This window comes from Paraburkholderia sp. GAS33 (assembly GCF_050436645.1).
GTDB lineage: Bacteria > Pseudomonadota > Gammaproteobacteria > Burkholderiales > Burkholderiaceae > Paraburkholderia > Paraburkholderia phenazinium_B.
This window is the reverse complement of record NZ_JBNDMP010000010.1, coordinates 27,807-45,693: the sequence shown is the minus strand read 5'-3', so window position 1 is coordinate 45,693 and position 17,887 is coordinate 27,807. Positions and strand designations below refer to the sequence as shown.

Annotated in this window: 16 protein-coding genes and 1 tRNA gene; 16 read left to right on the top strand and 1 reads right to left on the bottom strand. The window is 61.1% G+C overall.

Translation table 11 applies throughout. The annotated features are described in order from the left end of the window. Positions 1-34: 34 nt before the first annotated feature. The gene (locus P3T24_RS26980) at positions 35-1,588 is read left to right on the top strand and encodes a 2-isopropylmalate synthase (RefSeq protein ID WP_074265317.1); all 1,554 of its coding nucleotides are present in this window, start codon (positions 35-37) and stop codon (positions 1,586-1,588) included. A 118-nt stretch (positions 1,589-1,706) separates the two neighbouring features. Here the strand turns inward: P3T24_RS26980 and P3T24_RS26975 are convergent, their stop codons facing one another. Further along, positions 1,707-2,267, bottom strand: a complete 561-nt coding sequence (locus tag P3T24_RS26975; RefSeq protein WP_174567516.1) for a hypothetical protein — start codon at positions 2,265-2,267, stop codon at positions 1,707-1,709. Between the two features lie 204 nt (positions 2,268-2,471). Between P3T24_RS26975 and P3T24_RS26970 the strand changes: the two genes are divergently transcribed. The 15 genes from P3T24_RS26970 to nuoH all read left to right on the top strand — a co-directional run bounded on the left by P3T24_RS26970 (position 2,472) and on the right by nuoH (position 17,874). Next, positions 2,472-3,779: a branched-chain amino acid ABC transporter substrate-binding protein gene (locus tag P3T24_RS26970; protein WP_429439460.1), complete on the top strand. Its 1,308-nt coding sequence runs from the start codon at positions 2,472-2,474 to the stop codon at positions 3,777-3,779. Positions 3,780-3,994: 215 nt separating this feature from the next. Continuing rightward, positions 3,995-4,267, top strand: a complete 273-nt coding sequence (gene rpsO, locus P3T24_RS26965; protein WP_074265315.1) for a 30S ribosomal protein S15 — start codon at positions 3,995-3,997, stop codon at positions 4,265-4,267. 320 nt (positions 4,268-4,587) lie between these two features. Continuing rightward, on the top strand, positions 4,588-6,735 hold the full coding sequence (gene pnp / locus P3T24_RS26960) for a polyribonucleotide nucleotidyltransferase (RefSeq protein WP_429439458.1): 2,148 nt from the start codon (positions 4,588-4,590) through the stop codon (positions 6,733-6,735). A 127-nt stretch (positions 6,736-6,862) separates the two neighbouring features. Then, on the top strand, positions 6,863-7,873 hold the full coding sequence (locus P3T24_RS26955; protein ID WP_429286219.1) for an NAD(P)H-quinone oxidoreductase: 1,011 nt from the start codon (positions 6,863-6,865) through the stop codon (positions 7,871-7,873). Between the two features lie 181 nt (positions 7,874-8,054). Then, positions 8,055-8,834, top strand: a complete 780-nt coding sequence (tpiA, locus tag P3T24_RS26950) for a triose-phosphate isomerase (protein ID WP_429439455.1) — start codon at positions 8,055-8,057, stop codon at positions 8,832-8,834. 81 nt (positions 8,835-8,915) lie between these two features. Then, on the top strand, positions 8,916-9,293 hold the full coding sequence (secG, locus tag P3T24_RS26945) for a preprotein translocase subunit SecG (protein ID WP_074265312.1): 378 nt from the start codon (positions 8,916-8,918) through the stop codon (positions 9,291-9,293). 113 nt (positions 9,294-9,406) lie between these two features. Then, positions 9,407-9,491, top strand: a tRNA-Leu gene (locus P3T24_RS26940). A gap of 160 nt (positions 9,492-9,651) precedes the next feature. Further along, positions 9,652-10,011 (top strand): NADH-quinone oxidoreductase subunit A, encoded by a 360-nt coding sequence (locus P3T24_RS26935; protein WP_074265311.1) that lies wholly within the window; start codon positions 9,652-9,654, stop codon positions 10,009-10,011. Between the two features lie 63 nt (positions 10,012-10,074). Next, positions 10,075-10,554: a NuoB/complex I 20 kDa subunit family protein gene (locus P3T24_RS26930; RefSeq protein ID WP_006052903.1), complete on the top strand. Its 480-nt coding sequence runs from the start codon at positions 10,075-10,077 to the stop codon at positions 10,552-10,554. 19 nt (positions 10,555-10,573) lie between these two features. After that, complete coding sequence (locus P3T24_RS26925) at positions 10,574-11,176, top strand: NADH-quinone oxidoreductase subunit C (protein WP_429286218.1); 603 nt, start codon at positions 10,574-10,576, stop codon at positions 11,174-11,176. 9 nt (positions 11,177-11,185) lie between these two features. Then, entirely contained in the window at positions 11,186-12,439 is a 1,254-nt protein-coding gene (locus P3T24_RS26920; protein ID WP_144155787.1) for an NADH-quinone oxidoreductase subunit D, read from the top strand. Positions 12,440-12,573: 134 nt separating this feature from the next. Then, positions 12,574-13,059: an NADH-quinone oxidoreductase subunit NuoE gene (nuoE, locus tag P3T24_RS26915; protein ID WP_074265308.1), complete on the top strand. Its 486-nt coding sequence runs from the start codon at positions 12,574-12,576 to the stop codon at positions 13,057-13,059. Then, entirely contained in the window at positions 13,056-14,384 is a 1,329-nt protein-coding gene (gene nuoF / locus P3T24_RS26910) for an NADH-quinone oxidoreductase subunit NuoF (protein ID WP_074265307.1), read from the top strand. Before nuoE ends, nuoF begins: the two co-directional genes overlap by 4 nt. A gap of 97 nt (positions 14,385-14,481) precedes the next feature. Further along, positions 14,482-16,815 (top strand): NADH-quinone oxidoreductase subunit NuoG, encoded by a 2,334-nt coding sequence (gene nuoG, locus P3T24_RS26905; protein ID WP_429439452.1) that lies wholly within the window; start codon positions 14,482-14,484, stop codon positions 16,813-16,815. Next, complete coding sequence (nuoH, locus tag P3T24_RS26900; protein ID WP_074265305.1) at positions 16,816-17,874, top strand: NADH-quinone oxidoreductase subunit NuoH; 1,059 nt, start codon at positions 16,816-16,818, stop codon at positions 17,872-17,874. It begins immediately after the preceding gene. Positions 17,875-17,887: the final 13 nt, after the last annotated feature.

The following is a 17,887-nucleotide window of genomic DNA, read 5'->3' as shown; positions in this document are numbered from 1 at the left end:
CCCTATTTGACCGAATCCTCCCAGGAGACCCGAGATGGCAGACAAACTGATCATTTTCGACACGACGTTGCGCGATGGCGAGCAATCGCCCGGTGCGTCGATGACGAAGGAAGAAAAAATCCGCATCGCCAAGCAGTTGGAGCGCATGAAGGTGGACGTCATCGAAGCCGGCTTTGCGGCCAGCTCGAACGGCGACTTCGATGCGATCCAGACGATCGCTTCGATGATCAAGGACAGCACGGTCTGCTCGCTCGCCCGCGCCAACGACAAGGATATTCAGCGCGCTGCCGATGCGCTGAAACCCGCCGATCACTTCCGCATCCACACGTTCATTGCAACGTCGCCGCTGCATATGGAAAAGAAGCTGCGCATGACGCCTGACCAGGTGTTCGAGCAGGCGAAGCTGGCGGTGCGTTTTGCGCGCAAGTTCACCAATGACGTGGAATTCTCGCCGGAAGACGGCAGCCGGTCGGACATGGATTTTCTGTGCCGGGTGCTGGAAGCGGTGATTGCCGAAGGCGCTACCACGATCAATATCGCGGATACGGTGGGTTATGGCGTGCCGGAACTGTACGGCCAGCTCGTCAAGACGCTGCGCGAACGGATTCCGAATTCGGACAAGGCGGTGTTCTCCGTGCATTGTCATAACGACCTCGGCATGGCCGTGGCGAATTCGCTGGCGGGTGTTCAGATTGGCGGCGCGCGTCAGGTGGAATGCACGATCAACGGTCTCGGCGAGCGCGCGGGCAACACCTCGCTCGAAGAAATCGTGATGGCCGTGAAGACCCGCAAGGATTATTTCGGCCTCGAACTCGGCATCGACACGACACAGATCGTGCCGGCCTCGAAGCTGGTGTCGCAGATCACCGGTTTCGTGGTGCAGCCGAACAAGGCCGTGGTCGGCGCGAATGCATTTGCGCACGCGTCGGGCATCCACCAGGACGGCGTGCTGAAAGCGCGCGACACCTACGAAATCATGCGTGCCGAAGATGTGGGCTGGAGCGCGAACAAGATCGTGCTCGGCAAGCTCTCGGGCCGCAATGCGTTCAAGCAGCGTCTGCAGGAACTGGGCGTTTCGCTGGAGAGCGAAGGCGAGTTGAATACGGCATTCGCGCGTTTCAAGGAACTCGCTGATCGCAAGTCGGAGATTTTCGACGAAGACATTATCTCGATCGTCACCGAAGAATCGGCCGAGGCGCAGCAGAAAGAGCACTACCAGTTCCTGTCGCTGTCGCAGCATTCGGAGACGGGTGAGCAGCCGCATGCGCGCATCGTGTTCACCGTCGAAGGCAAGGAAGTGACCGGCGAAGCGCGCGGCAACGGCCCCGTGGATGCCACGCTCAATGCGATCGAAACGGAAGTCGGCAGCGGGTCCGAGCTATTGCTGTATTCGGTGAACGCGATTACGACCGGTACCCAGGCGCAAGGCGAAGTGACCGTGCGACTGTCGAAGAGCGGACGTATCGTGAACGGCGTGGGCACTGATCCGGATATCGTCGCGGCATCTGCGAAAGCCTATATCTCGGCGCTCAACAAACTGTATTCGAACGTCGACAAGCTCAATCCGCAGCGTTCGGAAGGCGTGTAAGGCCGGCGGCGCGACCTGCGCCACGGCTCACAAAAAAGCCCTCGCCGCACAATGGCGAGGGCCTTTTTGCATCTGGCTTGTGGTTCAGGCTTTAGGCCCCTTTGGGTGAGCCACGTGCTCAGAAGAAACTGCGGCGATCCGGATCGTGCAGCGGATCAGGCGATTTCTGCGTGGTCCTCAAGATGCCCTGATCGTCGAAATAGAAGCTGTACATCATGTACCAGACGTTGTCTTCCAGGTAGCGATAGGTCCAGACCTCGCGTTTCATCAACGGGTAGTACGACGTTTCTTCCGGACGACCGAAATTCACCAGCACGTCGCTCTTGGTCCACTTGCCGATGTCGGCCTTGTAGAACTCGTTGGGCTGCAGGACCTGGCGCACGCTGACAATCTTGCCGGAGCCGTCGATATCCGCGGCGGTGGTGGTTTCACCCATCGGCTGGGTGGGCCACATCAGACGTTTGCCGCCGTTGGGCAGATCGTAGACTTCGCGCGGTGGGCCGAGCTTGGCGACGATGGTGGATTCGTCCGCTCCCTGCTGGAATTGCTGCCACGGCTGCACGCAGCCCGCGAGCAGCAGCGCGCCGAGGCTGGCGAGCGCCGCGCGCCGCAGATGCCCGTGCCGCTGCCGTGCCGACCCGATGGTCGAGGCAAACGCGGATGTGAGGCGGGTAAGCATGAATTCCTCCGATAGCATTGGATGGCGGTTTTTATTCTCGATACGCAATATTTTGACACGCCCGCAGTTCCTCGACGTATCAAGGCGGTGAAGCCGCACTGCAGTTATCCCTGCAGTTATCCCGTTAACGAGCGGCCACACTTGCTTATTCCACGCCGTGCGCCCTATGATCCGCGCTTCGGACGATTCAGAGGAGCGCTGCGCATGACGGCGAAGTGGGGGCGCGTCGCAGCGGCGGCGCTGGCGGCGGTAGTGATGACAGCGGCGCAGGCGGCCGCGCAGGTTGCCAATGCGCCGGGGGCACAGTCGAGCCCGGCGCCGGGCGGCACGCCGATCCAGCTCGCGCTGATCGAAGGGATGTCCGGTCCGTTCGCGAACGCCGGGGCCGCGGTCGAGCGCAATCTGCGCTTCGGCGTCGAAACGGTGAATGCGCATGGCGGCGTCAAACTGGCCGACGGCGCGCATCCGCTCGAACTCGTCGTGCTGGACAGCGAGGGCAGTCCCGAGGAGGCGCTGCTGCAGCTGCGCGCGGCCGCGGACCGCCATATCGGCTATATTCTGCAGGGCAACAGTTCGGCGGTGGCGGCGGCGCTGATCGGCGCGATCGACAAGCAGAACAGCCGCGAGCCCGACAACCGTGAGCTGTTTCTCAACTACTCCGCCGACGATCCCGCGCTAACCAACGCGGCTTGCAGTTTCTGGCACTTCCGTTTCGACGCGCACGCGGGTATGCGCATGGATGCGCTCGCCGATGTGATTCAGCGCGACCCGTCGGTCAAGAAGGTCTACCTGCTGAACCAGGACTACAGTTTTGGCCACGATGTCAGCGCGCTCGCCCGTTCATCGCTGGCGGCGAGACGCCCGGATATTGCGATTGTCGGCGACGAATTTCACCCGATTGGCCGCGTGAAGGATTTTGCGCCGTATATCTCCAAGATCCGCGCCAGCGGGGCCGATGCGGTTGTGACGGGTAACTGGGGCAACGATCTGACGCTGCTCGTCAAAGCGGCCCGCGAGCAGGGTCTCGATACCAAGTTCTATACCTTCTACGGCAACAGCCTCGGTGCGCCGGCCGCGCTCGGCGACGCTGGCGTCAAGCGCGTGATCGCGGTGGCCGACTGGCACCCGAACGCGGGCGGTGACGCCTCAGATGCCTGGTACAAGGCCTTCCGCGCCCGCTACCCGGCCGCGCAGGACGACTACCCGGTGTTACGCATGGAACTGCTGGTCGAAATCCTCGCCGCGGCCATGAATAAAGCCGGCAGCGCACAGCCTGAGAAGGTCGCGAAGGCTCTGGAGGGGATGAAGTTCGATAACGGCTTCCACCCGTCGTGGATGCGCGCCGACGATCATCAAATGATCCAGCCCCTTTACGTGATGGAAATGGACAAGGCCGGCACGCCCGGTGTGCGCTTTGACAACGAGGGTTCGGGTTATGGCTTTCGCACGGTGCTGGCGCTGCCGCCCGAGCGCACCGTCCCACCGACCACCTGCCGGATGACGCGGCCATAGGTAGACCGCTGAGCGCGTGCCTGAACTGGCACCCGCACAACCGGTCCGCCACTGGCCTGGATCAGGCCCGGATCCGGCAAGCTCGCGGCCAGAATTTCGCCCATAAGACCGGGCTGGCGGCCTGTACAGGCTGTGCTACAATACGCCCCTCGTTGTAAGCCACGGCACGGCCTTTCTTCCGTGACCGCCTGTTTAGTTCTCAAGGAAAATTTGATATGACCGCAGTTGAAACAAGCAAGAAGTCCGAAGTCGTTGCGCAATTTGCACGCGCTGCTAACGACACCGGCTCCCCCGAAGTTCAGGTCGCTCTGCTGACCACCCGTATCAACGAACTGACCGTTCACTTCAAGGCTCACACGAAAGATCACCACAGCCGCCGCGGTCTGCTGCGCATGGTGAGCCGTCGTCGTAAGCTGCTCGACTACCTGAAGGGTAAGGACGCGGACCGTTACCGCGCACTGATCGAGAAGCTGGGTCTGCGTAAGTAATTGGGCGCGCAGTAAGGCGCTCTCAGCAAGATGCCTGTGTCAGTTTCACTGATACAGGCATTTTGTTTTTGAACGGTGCGCTTCATGTGAGGTGCACCGGTGGTTGTCCGCGGTAGCGTGACGGTTCATGCGGCGGGCAACACTCAACACAGCCGGGCTTCAGGGTAGAGCTTTGTGTCATTCCAGCGGTTCGCGCACGTACTCCGCGTAGGGCGTGGTTCTCTGGAATGGCATAAATAACACTCCTCTTCCCATGTAGCGCCGGTCCTTGCGTTGCCGCGCCGCTTCTGGTCCGCGCGGCATAACGATGGAGTGAAAAAATGACTATGTTCAATAAAATCGTCAAAGAATTTAAGTGGGGGCAACATAATGTTCGCCTCGAAACGGGCGAAATCGCTCGTCAGGCTAGCGGTGCTGTGATTGTCGATGTCGAAGATACCGTTGTGCTCGCAACCGTAGTCGGCGCCAAGACCGCCAAGCCGGGTCAGGACTTCTTTCCCCTGACCGTCGATTACCTCGAAAAGACCTACGCCGCCGGCAAGATCCCGGGTGGCTTTTTCCGTCGTGAAGGCCGTCCTTCGGAGGGCGAAACGCTGATCTCGCGCCTGATCGACCGTCCGCTGCGCCCGCTGTTCCCGGAAGGCTTCTACAACGAAGTTCAGGTCGTGATCCACGTCCTGTCGCTGAACCCGGAAATCCCCGCTGACATCCCCGCGCTGATCGGCGCGTCGGCGGCGCTCGCTGTGTCTGGCCTGCCGTTCAACGGCCCGGTCGGTGCTGCACGCGTGGCCTACATCAACAACGAATACGTGTTGAACCCGACGCGTCCGCAAATGAAGGAATCGGCGCTTGATCTGGTGGTCGCCGGTACGGAACGCGCGGTGCTGATGGTGGAATCGGAAGCGCAGCAATTGAGCGAAGAAGTGATGCTCGGCGCTGTCGTGTTCGGCCATGAGCAAATGCAGATCGCGATCGACGCGATCCATGAACTGGTCCGCGAAGGCGGCAAGCCGGAGTGGGATTGGCAACCGGCCGCGAAGAACGAGCCGCTGATTGCTCGCGTGGCGGAACTGGCGCAAGCCGATCTGCTCGCCGCGTATCAGATCCGCGACAAGCAGGCGCGTTCGACCAAGCTGAAGGAAGTTTACGCAGCGACGTCGGCCAGGCTGGAAGAAGACGCTGCAGCAAGCGGCACGGTTGCAGCCGACAAGGCTACGGTCGGCAACGTGCTGTTCGACATCGAAGCGAAGATCGTCCGCTCGCAGATCCTGAACGGCGAGCCGCGTATTGACGGCCGCGACACGCGTACCGTGCGTCCGATCGAGATCCGCACCGGCGTGCTGCCGCGTACGCACGGCTCGGCGCTGTTCACGCGTGGTGAAACTCAGGCACTCGTGGTGGCAACGCTCGGCACGAAGGGCGACGAGCAGAACATCGACGCGCTCGAAGGCGAATACCGCGAACGCTTTATGCTCCACTACAACATGCCTCCGTTCGCGACCGGCGAAACGGGCCGCGTCGGTTCGCCGAAGCGCCGTGAAATCGGTCACGGCCGTCTGGCCAAGCGCGCGCTGGCTGCATGCCTGCCGAGCGCTGACGAATTCGGCTACTCGATTCGCGTGGTGTCGGAAATCACCGAATCGAACGGTTCGTCGTCGATGGCTTCGGTGTGCGGCGGCTGCCTCGCACTGATGGACGCCGGCGTGCCGATGAAGGCGCACGTTGCCGGCATCGCTATGGGCCTGATCCTCGAAGACAACAAGTTTGCTGTCCTCTCCGACATCCTCGGCGACGAAGATCACCTCGGCGACATGGACTTCAAGGTGGCGGGTACCGAAAACGGCGTAACCGCGCTGCAGATGGACATCAAGATTCAGGGCATCACCAAGGAAATCATGCAGGTCGCCCTCGCGCAAGCGAAGGAAGGCCGTCTGCATATCCTCGGCAAGATGACCTCGGCTGTGTCGGGCGCCAACACGCAACTGTCGGAATTCGCACCGCGCATGATCACCATCAAGATCAATCCGGAAAAGATCCGCGACGTGATCGGCAAGGGTGGTTCGGTGATCCGCGCGCTGACCGAAGAAACCGGCACGACGATCGATATTTCGGACGACGGCATCGTCACCATCGCCAGCACCAGCAGCGAAGGCATGGCCGAAGCGAAGAAGCGTATCGAGAACATCACGCTGGAAGTCGAAGTGGGTCAGGTCTACGAAGGCACCGTGCTCAAGCTGCTCGATTTCGGCGCGATCGTGAACATCCTGCCGGGCAAGGATGGTCTGCTGCACATCTCCGAGATCGCCAACGAGCGCATCAAGGACATCAACGACTATCTGAAAGACGGTCAGCAGGTGAAGGTCAAGGTCATCCAGACGGACGAGAAGGGCCGCGTGCGTCTTTCGGCCAAGGCGTTGCTGAACGACGTCGGGTCGGGTGCACCGCAAGGCGAACCGACTCCGCAGTAATGCAGTAAGGTAGTGGACGGCCGGCAGCGTGAATGCGCGCCGGCCGTTTTTCATGCAGGGTGGATCGCATTGCAAACTGGGCTAAGGTCGGGTTTGCAGTCCAATCCAAACCTTGGAGGTGACGCAGATGAAAGCGATCGAAATTACCGAATTCGGCGCGCCGGACGTCTTGAAGCTCGCCGAGCGGCCTACGCCGCAACCGAAAGCGGGTGAGGTGCTGATCAAGGTCGCGGCCTCGGGCGTAAATCGTCCAGACGTGTTCCAGCGCAAGGGCGGTTATGCGCCGCCGCCGGGGGCGTCGGACCTGCCGGGGTTGGAAGTGGCGGGCGAAATTGTCGGCGGGACGCTCGACGAAAAGCACAACCCGTTCGGTCTGAAGATTGGCGATCGCGTGTGTGCGTTGCTGGCTGGCGGTGGTTACGCCGAATATGCCGCCGCGCCGCTCGCTCAATGTCTGCCGGCGCCCAAGGGGCTCTCGGATATCGAAGCGGCGTCGCTGCCGGAAACCTTCTTTACCGTTTGGAGCAATGTGTTCGAACGCGGGCATCTGGGCGCGGGCGAGGGCGGAGCGAACGAAACGTTGCTGGTGCAGGGCGGTTCGAGCGGCATTGGCGTGACGGCCATCCAGATCGCGCATGCGCTGGGTTTTCGCGTGTTCGCCACCGCGGGGTCCGATGACAAGTGCCGCGCCTGCGAGCAGCTCGGTGCCGAGCGTGGCATCAACTATAAAACTGAGGATTTCGTCGAAGTCCTCAAGTCGCTGACGAACGACCGCGGCGTGGATGTGATCCTCGACATGGTTGCCGGCAGTTACGTGCCGCGCGAACTGACGGCGTTGGCCGACGGCGGGCGGATCGTGTTGATCGCGACGCTGGGTGGCGCGAAAGCGGAGCTGAATTTGCCCGAGATCATGCGCCGCCGCTTGACGGTGACCGGTTCGACGCTGCGTCCGCGTCCGGTGGAGTTCAAGGCGAAGATCGCGGCCCAGCTGAAGGAAAAGGTGTGGCCCCACATCGAGGACGGCCACATCAAGCCCGTGATCTACAAGGTGTTTCCGGCCGCGCAGGCCGCCGAGGCACACGCGTTGATGGAAAGCAGCACGCATGTCGGCAAGATCATGCTGGATTGGACTGCCTGAGCGGTGGCCGAGGCCGTTGGCTGAGCGTGAGAAGGGCGGTTTGCGGGCGCGCAGTTTGACCCGATCCGCCTGCTCACAGTAAAATTGCGTGTTTTGCGTGCGCCGCGTGATTCCGACGGGCGGCCAACGAGGTGCAAACCGGGTCCGCCGCCGCAGCAAGACGAAACGACTAGACGAGACGATGTCGAAACAACGAGCGAAGCTGGTAGTCGGTAACTGGAAGATGCACGGGCGGCTCGCCGAGAACGCGGTTCTGCTCGAAGCTGTCGCGCGAGGCGCCGGAGAACTGCCGGAGAGCGTGCGGGTTGGCGTGTGCGTGCCAGGCCTGTATCTCGCCCAGGCGCAGGCGCTGCTGGACGGTAGCCGCGTCGTGTGGGGCGTGCAGGACGTTTCTGCCTTCACGCAGGGTGCCTACACTGGTGAAGTGGCTGCGCCGATGGCCGTGGATTTCGCTGCGTCGCTGGCGATCGTCGGGCACTCGGAGCGTCGGGCCTATCATCGCGAAAGTTCGGAGCTGGTGGCTGTCAAAGCACAGCGTGTGCTCGAAGCCGGTTTGACCCCTATCGTCTGTGTTGGCGAAACGCTCGAAGAGCGCAATGCGGGCAAGACCGAGCAGGTGGTCGGCACGCAACTGGATGCGGTGCTGGCGAAGTTGTCGCCGCAAGAGGCGGCGCGTATCGTCGTCGCGTACGAGCCCGTCTGGGCGATCGGTAGCGGCAAGAGCGCCACAGCGCAGCAGGCACAGGACGTTCATGCATTTCTGCGTGCGCGTCTCGTAGCGAAAAGTGCCACGGCTGCTGATGTACCACTGTTGTATGGCGGTAGCGTGAAGCCAGGCAATGCGGAAGAGTTGTTCCGTCAGCCGGATATCGACGGTGGCCTGATTGGCGGCGCGTCGTTGAAGGACCAGGATTTCCTGGCAATCTGCAAGGCGGCCGGCGCGGTGAGCGTCACGCAATAAGCAGGTTGCCCGGGTGCAGTAGACCCATTGAGTGCGGCGCACCTTGTGCCGCGCGATTAAATAAAGACTCAGGTGAGTGTGATGCTGGTTTTGAAAACATTGATTATCGTCGTTCAGTTGATGTCGGCGCTTGGGGTCATTGGCCTCGTGTTGCTGCAGCACGGTAAGGGCGCCGATATGGGTGCCGCATTCGGCAGCGGCGCGTCGGGCAGTCTGTTCGGCGCGACGGGTTCGGCGAACTTTCTGTCGCGTACCACGGCAGTGCTCGCAGCGATCTTTTTTGTCAGCACTTTGGCGCTGACGTATCTCGGCTCGTATCACGCCAAGCCTTCTGCAGGCTTGCTTGGCGCGGTAGCGACCGCTCCGGTTGCAGCGTCGTCAGCAGCTGCTCCGGCTGGTTCGTCGGCTGCTCTTCCGGCCGCTCCGTCGTCGGCTCCGGGCCAGGATGTGCCGAAATAAATTTTCGGCAAAAGTGCCTGTGGTGCGTTGAACAAACTGTTTAAACCAGTTACAATTCAAGTCTTGAAGCGATTCGCGGGTTTTATTGGTTTATTTCCCGGATTGCATACAGTGCCGACGTGGTGAAATTGGTAGACACGCTATCTTGAGGGGGTAGTGGCGAAAGCTGTGCGAGTTCGAGTCTCGCCGTCGGCACCAATGTTATCTTAATGCCAGCCGCTTGCTTCGCTTCGGCTGGCATTGTCGCTTCTGGCTTGGTGTTTGCGTTAAGCTTGCAACGTCAAGCACGCCGAAGTGATTTCGTGCTGGGTGTTTGTCTCCCCCAGCTGCACTCAGAACCAACCGATTGAGGACAGTCTTGAACCTCGCAGCCTATTACCCCGTCTTGTTGTTCCTCCTGGTGGGCACTGGTTTAGGCGTAGCACTGGTCAGTATTGGCAAGATCCTCGGTCCCAACAGGCCCGATACCGAGAAGAACGCACCATACGAGTGCGGCTTCGAAGCATTCGAAGATGCGCGCATGAAATTTGATGTGCGCTACTATCTCGTCGCCATTCTCTTCATCATTTTCGACCTTGAAACCGCGTTCCTGTTTCCGTGGGGTGTAGCCCTGCGCGACATCGGCTGGCCCGGCTTCATGGCAATGATGATTTTCCTGCTCGAGTTCCTGCTGGGCTTCGCCTACATCTGGAAGAAGGGCGGTCTTGACTGGGAATGATGGATTAATCGCCGGTTTGCGTGGGCGGCCAAGGCTAGCCGCCCCGTCTGGAGTGGAAAGCACATGAGTATCGAAGGGGTCTTGAAGGAAGGGTTTGTCACCACCACGGCTGACAAGCTGATCAACTGGACGCGCACCGGCTCGTTGTGGCCGATGACGTTCGGTCTTGCGTGTTGCGCGGTCGAGATGATGCATGCGGGTGCTGCCCGTTATGACCTCGACCGTTTCGGCGTCGTGTTTCGTCCGAGTCCGCGTCAGTCGGACGTGATGATCGTCGCCGGCACGCTGTGCAACAAGATGGCGCCCGCTCTGCGCAAGGTCTACGATCAGATGGCCGAGCCGCGCTGGGTGATCTCCATGGGCTCGTGCGCGAACGGCGGCGGCTACTACCACTATTCGTATTCGGTGGTGCGTGGCTGTGACCGGATCGTGCCGGTCGACGTCTATGTGCCGGGTTGTCCGCCGACCGCGGAAGCGCTGGTCTATGGCGTGATCCAGCTACAAGCGAAGATCCGCCGTACCAACACCATCGCACGTCAATAAGGCCAGAGCTCCCCACAATATGGCAAGCAAACTCGAGACCCTGAAAGCGAACCTCGAGGCGGCCTTTAGCGGCCGCCTGCTGAGCGTCACCGAAGCGATCGGCGAGCTCACGATTGTCGTGAGTGCCAAAGAATATCAAGATATAGCGACGCGTCTCCGCGACGATTCGTCGCTGCGCTTCGAGCAACTGGTCGACCTGTGTGGCGTCGACTACCAGACCTACGGCGACGGTGCGTACGACGGTCCGCGTTTCGCGGCGGTGCTGCATTTGTTGTCGGTGACGAACAACTGGCGTCTGCGCGTGCGCGTGTTCGCGCAGGACGACGATGTGCCGCTGATCCCGTCCGTGGTCGATATCTGGAGTTCTGCCAACTGGTACGAGCGTGAAGCGTTCGACCTGTACGGTATCGTCTTCGAAGGTCACCCGGACCTGCGCCGTATCCTGACCGACTATGGTTTCATCGGTCACCCGTTCCGCAAGGATTTCCCGATTTCCGGCTACGTCGAAATGCGTTACGACCCGGAAGAGAAGCGCGTCGTCTATCAGCCTGTGACGATCGAGCCGCGGGAAATCACGCCGCGCGTGATCCGCGAGGATCGCTATGGCGGTCTGAAACACTAAGAGAACGCCATGGCAGAGATCAAAAACTACACGCTCAACTTCGGCCCGCAGCACCCGGCCGCGCACGGTGTGCTGCGCCTCGTGCTCGAACTCGACGGCGAAGTGATCCAGCGCGCCGACCCGCACATCGGCCTTCTGCACCGCGCCACTGAAAAGCTCGCGGAAACCAAGACGTTCATCCAGTCCGTGCCGTACATGGACCGTCTCGACTACGTGTCGATGATGGTCAACGAGCATGGCTACGTGATGGCGATCGAAAAGCTGCTGGGCATCGACGTGCCCGTGCGTGCAAAGTACATCCGCGTGCTGTTCGACGAAATCACACGCGTGCTGAACCACCTGATGTGGATCGGCTCGCACGCGCTCGACGTTGGCGCGATGGCCGTGTTTCTGTACGCGTTCCGCGAACGCGAAGACCTGATGGACGTGTACGAAGCGGTGTCCGGCGCCCGGATGCACGCGGCGTACTACCGTCCGGGTGGCGTGTACCGTGATCTGCCGGAAGCCATGCCGCAGTACAAGGCATCGAAGATTCGCAATGCGAAGGCTTTGTCGAGGATGAACGAGACCCGCCAGGGTTCGTTGCTCGACTTTATCGACGACTTCTTTACCCGTTTCCCGCATTGTGTCGACGAATACGAAACGCTGCTCACCGACAACCGGATCTGGAAGCAACGTCTGGTCGGTATTGGCGTGGTCAGCCCGGAACGTGCTCTGCAACTGGGCATGACGGGTGCCATGCTGCGCGGTTCGGGTATCGAGTGGGATTTGCGCAAGAAGCAACCGTATGAAGTCTATGACAAGCTGGACTTCGATATTCCAGTTGGCGTGAACGGCGATTGTTACGACCGCTACCTGGTACGCGTCGAAGAAATGCGTCAATCAACTCGAATCGCGAAACAGTGCATTGAATGGTTGCGGAAGAATCCGGGCCCCGTAATGATCGACAATCACAAGATTGCGCCGCCGTCGCGCGTCGGCATGAAGTCGAACATGGAAGAGCTGATTCACCATTTCAAGCTCTTCACGGAAGGCTTCCATGTGCCCGAAGGCGAAGCGTATGCCGCTGTCGAACATCCGAAGGGCGAGTTCGGCATCTATCTGATCTCGGATGGCGCGAACAAGCCGTATCGCCTGAAGATTCGCGCGCCGGGTTATGCGCATCTGTCCGCGCTCGACGAAATGGCGCGCGGTCACATGATCGCCGACGCCGTGACGATCATCGGCACGCAAGACATCGTGTTTGGCGAAATCGATCGTTAAGAGCGATTTTCATCGTGGCGTGTGCGTCGAAGTTGCAGCAGGCGCACGTCAAGCAAAGGAACGCCGGGTCTGTCGCAACAGGTAGCACGCGACAGGTTTTCGTTCGGTAGGAATTGAAAGAGTCGTGTCTGAAAATGATCTCAGCTGAAGGCCTGAAAGAAATCGATCGCGCGTTGACGAAGTATCCCGCCGATCAGAAACAGTCCGCCGTGATGTCGGCGTTGGCCGTTGCTCAGGAAGAGCATGGCTGGCTGTCGCCCGAACTCATGCAGTTCGTCGCGGACTATCTTGGCATGCCGGCGGTCGCCGTGCAGGAGGTCGCGACCTTCTACACGATGTACGAGACGTCGCCGGTCGGCAAGTACAAGATCACGCTCTGCACGAACCTGCCGTGCCAGCTCGGTCCGGATGGCGGCTCGGAAAGTGCCGCCGAATATCTGAAGCAGAAACTCGGCATCGACTTCGGCGAAACCACGGCAGACGGCAAGTTCACCTTGAAAGAAGGCGAGTGCATGGGCTCGTGCGGCGATGCACCGGTGATGCTGGTGAACAACCATCGCATGTGCAGCTTCATGAGCCGCGCGAAGATCGATCAGCTGCTCGAGGAGCTCTCGAAATGACGTCTCTCCACGATCGTCACATCAAACCGCTGATTCTCGCCGGCCTGAACGGCGACAACTGGCATCTCGAAGACTATGTGTCGCGCGGCGGATACGTCCAGCTGCGCCGTATTCTGGAAGAGAAGATTCCGCCCGAGCAGGTGATTGCCGAAGTCAAGGCGTCGGGTCTGCGCGGTCGCGGCGGTGCTGGGTTTCCGACTGGCCTGAAGTGGAGCTTCATGCCGCGTCAGTTTCCGGGACAGAAGTACCTCGTCTGCAATTCGGACGAAGGCGAACCGGGCACGTTCAAGGACCGCGACATCCTGCGCTGGAACCCGCATGCGCTGATCGAAGGCATGGCCATCGGTGCGTACGCGATGGGCATCACGGTGGGCTACAACTATATCCACGGTGAAATCTTCGCTGAGTATCGACGCTTCGAAGAAGCGCTGGAAGAAGCGCGCCGCGCCGGTTACCTCGGCGACAATATCATGGGCTCGGGCTTCTCGTTCCAGTTGCACGCGCACCACGGTTACGGCGCGTATATCTGCGGCGAAGAAACTGCGCTGCTCGAGTCGCTGGAAGGCAAGAAAGGTCAGCCGCGCTTCAAGCCGCCATTCCCGGCGAGCTTCGGCGTGTACGGCAAGCCGACCACGATCAACAACACTGAAACGTTCGCAGCCGTGCCGTTCCTGCTGACAGTCGGTCCGCAGACTTACCTCGAACTCGGCAAGCCGAATAACGGCGGCACCAAGATTTTCTCGGTGTCGGGCGACGTCGAACTGCCGGGCAATTACGAAGTGCCGCTCGGCACGCCGTTCGCGAAGCTGCTGGAACTCGCGGGCGGCATGCGTGGCGGCAAGAAGATCAAGGCCGTGATTCCGGGCGGCTCATCCGCACCGGTTATCCCGGGCGAGATGATGATGAATACCGACATGGACTATGACTCGATCGCCAAGGCGGGGTCGATGCTCGGTTCAGGCGCGGTCATCGTGATGGACGAGACCCGCTGCATGGTCCGTTCGCTGCTGCGTCTGTCGTACTTCTATTACGAAGAGTCCTGCGGTCAGTGCACGCCGTGCCGCGAAGGTACGGGCTGGCTGTATCGCGTCGTGCATCGTATCGAGCACGGCCTCGGCCGCCAGGAAGATCTGGATCTGCTGAACTCAGTGGCCGAAAACATCATGGGCCGCACGATTTGCGCGCTCGGCGATGCAGCGGCCATGCCGGTGCGCGGCATGCTCAAGCACTACTGGGACGAATTCGAATATCACGTCGCCCACAAGCATTGCCTCGTGGACGGTCATGCCGGCGCAGCAACGGCTTCGGAAACGGTGGCCGCCTAAGGCGGGTCACCGGAAGCGTCAACCGCGGGGGTCATCGCCAAGTGGCGGTGAACGGGCGAACGATTGAGCGGTAACAGGTTAAGGAAGATTGACCATCATGGTTGAACTTGAAATAGACGGCAAGAAGGTAGAGGTGCCCGAAGGCAGCATGGTCATCCAGGCTGCGCATAAGGTCGACACGTACATTCCTCACTTCTGCTATCACAAGAAGCTGTCGATTGCGGCCAACTGCCGGATGTGTCTGGTCGATGTCGAGAAGATGCCGAAGGCCGTGCCTGCATGCGCCACGCCGGTGTCGGCGGGCATGATCGTGCGCACGAAGTCCGACAAGGCCGTGAAGGGTCAGCAAGCTGTGATGGAATTCCTGCTGATCAACCACCCGCTCGATTGCCCGATCTGCGACCAGGGCGGCGAATGCCAGTTGCAGGATCTGGCGGTGGGTTACGGCAAGTCCGCCTCGCGCTACAGCGAAGAAAAGCGCGTGGTGTTTCACAAGAACGTCGGCCCGCTGATCTCGATGGAAGAAATGACGCGTTGCATTCACTGCACGCGTTGTGTCCGCTTCGGCCAGGAAGTGGCCGGCGTGATGGAACTTGGCATGCTGGGCCGCGGTGAGCACTCGGAAATCACCTCGTTCGTCGGCAAGACGGTCGACTCCGAACTGTCGGGCAACATGATCGATCTGTGCCCGGTTGGCGCACTCACCAGCAAGCCGTTCCGCTACAGCGCCCGCACGTGGGAACTGTCGCGCCGCAAGTCGGTGAGCCCGCACGATTCCGTCGGCGCGAACCTCGTGGTGCAGGTCAAGAACAACCGCGTGATGCGCGTGCTGCCGTTCGAGAACGAAGCCATCAACGAATGCTGGATCTCGGACAAGGACCGTTTCTCGTACGAAGGCCTGAACAGCCCGGAACGCCTCACGCAGCCGATGCTCAAGCAAGGCGGCAAGTGGGTCGAGACCGACTGGCAGACCGCGCTCGAGTACGTCGTCAAGGGCCTGAAGGGCATCAAGGACGACCACGGCGCAGAAGCTCTCGCTGCATTGGCCAGCCCGCATAGCACCGTCGAAGAACTGTTCCTCGTCAAGCAACTCGCGCAAGCGGTCGGCACGCCTAATGTCGACTTCCGGCTGCGTCAGTCGGATTTCTCGGCGCCTGTGAATGGCACGCCGTGGCTCGGCACGAAGATCGCCGATCTGTCGAACGTCGACGCGGCGATCGTCATCGGCTCGGATCTGCGTCGCGATCACCCGCTGTTTGCTGCGCGTCTGCGCCAGGCCGCCAAGAACGGTGCGGCGCTGACGCTCGTGCAAGCCACGAACGACGATGCGCTGATTCCGCAAGCCCAACGCGTGGTGGCTGCACCGTCCGCATGGCTCGATGAAATCGCCGGCATCGCTGCCGCGGTTTCGGAAGCGCGCGGCGTCGCGCTGCCGGAAGCATTTTCAGGCACGCAAGCGAACGATGCGCACAAGCAGGTTGCAACGTCGCTCGCAGCGGGCGAGTTGCGTCTCGTGCTGCTCGGCAACGGCGCGGTCCGTCATCCGGACTTCGCCCGTATCCACGCCGCGGCTCAATGGATTGCAGACACCACTGGCGCCAAGCTCGGTTTCCTCACGGAAGCGGCCAACACGGTTGGCGCTCACCTCGTCGGCGCGCTGCCGGGCGCGGGTGGCCTGAACGCTCGCGAAGTGTTCGAACAGCCGCGCAAGGGTTACGTGCTGCTCAACGTCGAACCGGAGTTCGACACGGTCAATCCGGCGCAGGCACTGGCCGCGCTGAACCAGGCTGAAATGGTCGTCGTGCTTTCGCCGTTCCAGACCGGCGCCGAATACGCCGACGTGCTGCTGCCGATCTCCCCGTTCACGGAAACGGCCGGTACGTTCGTCAGCGCTGAAGGCACGGTACAAAGCTTCAACGGCGTAGTGCGCCCGCTTGGCGACACGCGTCCGGCATGGAAGGTGTTGCGCGTGCTGGGCAGCCTGCTCGGCGTGCCGGGTTTCGAATTTGACACATCGGAAGAAGTACGCGCAGCGGCACTCGGCGACGCCGATCTGAGCGCGCGCCTGTCGAACAAGACGGGTGTTGCGATCGCACGCGGTGCAGCGCCGAAGGCGGCTGAAGGCGCCTTTGAGCGCATCGCCGATGTGCCGATCTACCACGCCGATCCGTTGGTGCGTCGTGCGGAATCGCTGCATCTGACGGCAGCCGCACGCGCGGCGAACTCGGTCGGTTTGCCGGCTGCGCTGTTCGACAAGCTGGGTTTGAAAGACGGCGACGCAGTGCGCGTACGCCAGGGTGAGCACTCGGTGCAATTACCGGCCGTGCGCGATGCAAATCTTGCGGAGACAGTCGTCCGCGTATCGGCGGCCACGCCTGCCGGTGCAGCGCTGGGCAGCCTGTTCGGTGAACTGCTGGTGGAGAAGGCGTAAATGTTCGAATCGATCAACTCGGGCGGCACTCAACTTCTCGGTGCGGCATGGCCCACGGTGTGGGCACTGGTGCGCATCCTGGTGGTAGCCGTCGTGATCCTGCTGTGCGTGGCTTACCTGATCCTCTGGGAACGTAAGCTGATCGGCTGGATGCACGTGCGTCTCGGTCCGAACCGCGTGGGCCCGGCAGGTTTGCTGCAGCCGATCGCCGACGTTCTCAAACTGCTGCTGAAAGAAGTGATTCAGCCGGCCCAAGCGAGCCGCTGGACTTATCTGATCGCGCCGATCATGGTGGTGGTGCCGGCCTTCGCGGTCTGGGCGGTGATTCCGTTCCAGGCGGGCGCGGTGCTCGGCGACATCAACGCGGGTCTGCTGTATGCGATGGCGATTTCGTCGATCGGCGTGTACGGCGTGATTCTCGCCGGCTGGGCGTCGAACTCGAAGTACGCATTCCTCGGTGCGATGCGCGCCGCGGCGCAGATGGTCTCGTACGAAATCTCGATGGGCTTCGCGCTCGTCGTCGTGCTGATGACTTCGGGCAGCCTGAACCTGTCGGACATCGTCGGGTCGCAGGAACGCGGTATGTTCGCGAGCTACGGCCTGAACTTCCTGTCTTGGAACTGGTTGCCGCTGCTGCCGATGTTCGTCGTCTACTTCATCTCGGGCATCGCCGAAACGAACCGCCACCCGTTCGACGTGGTGGAAGGCGAGTCGGAAATCGTCGCAGGTCACATGATCGACTACTCGGGGATGGCGTTCGCGCTGTTCTTCCTCGCCGAGTACATCAACATGATCGTGATCTCGGCGCTGGCATCGACCCTGTTCCTGGGCGGCTGGAGTGCCCCGTTCGGCTTCCTGTCGTTTATTCCGGGCATTTTCTGGCTGGTCCTGAAAGTGTTCTTGCTGTTGTCGGTATTCATCTGGGCACGCGCCACGTTCCCGCGCTACCGTTATGACCAGATCATGCGTCTGGGCTGGAAAGTGTTCATTCCGGTCTGCGTGGTGTGGCTGATCGTAGTCGGCTTCTGGATCATGTCGCCGTTGAATATCTGGAAATAAAGGGCGGATGAAC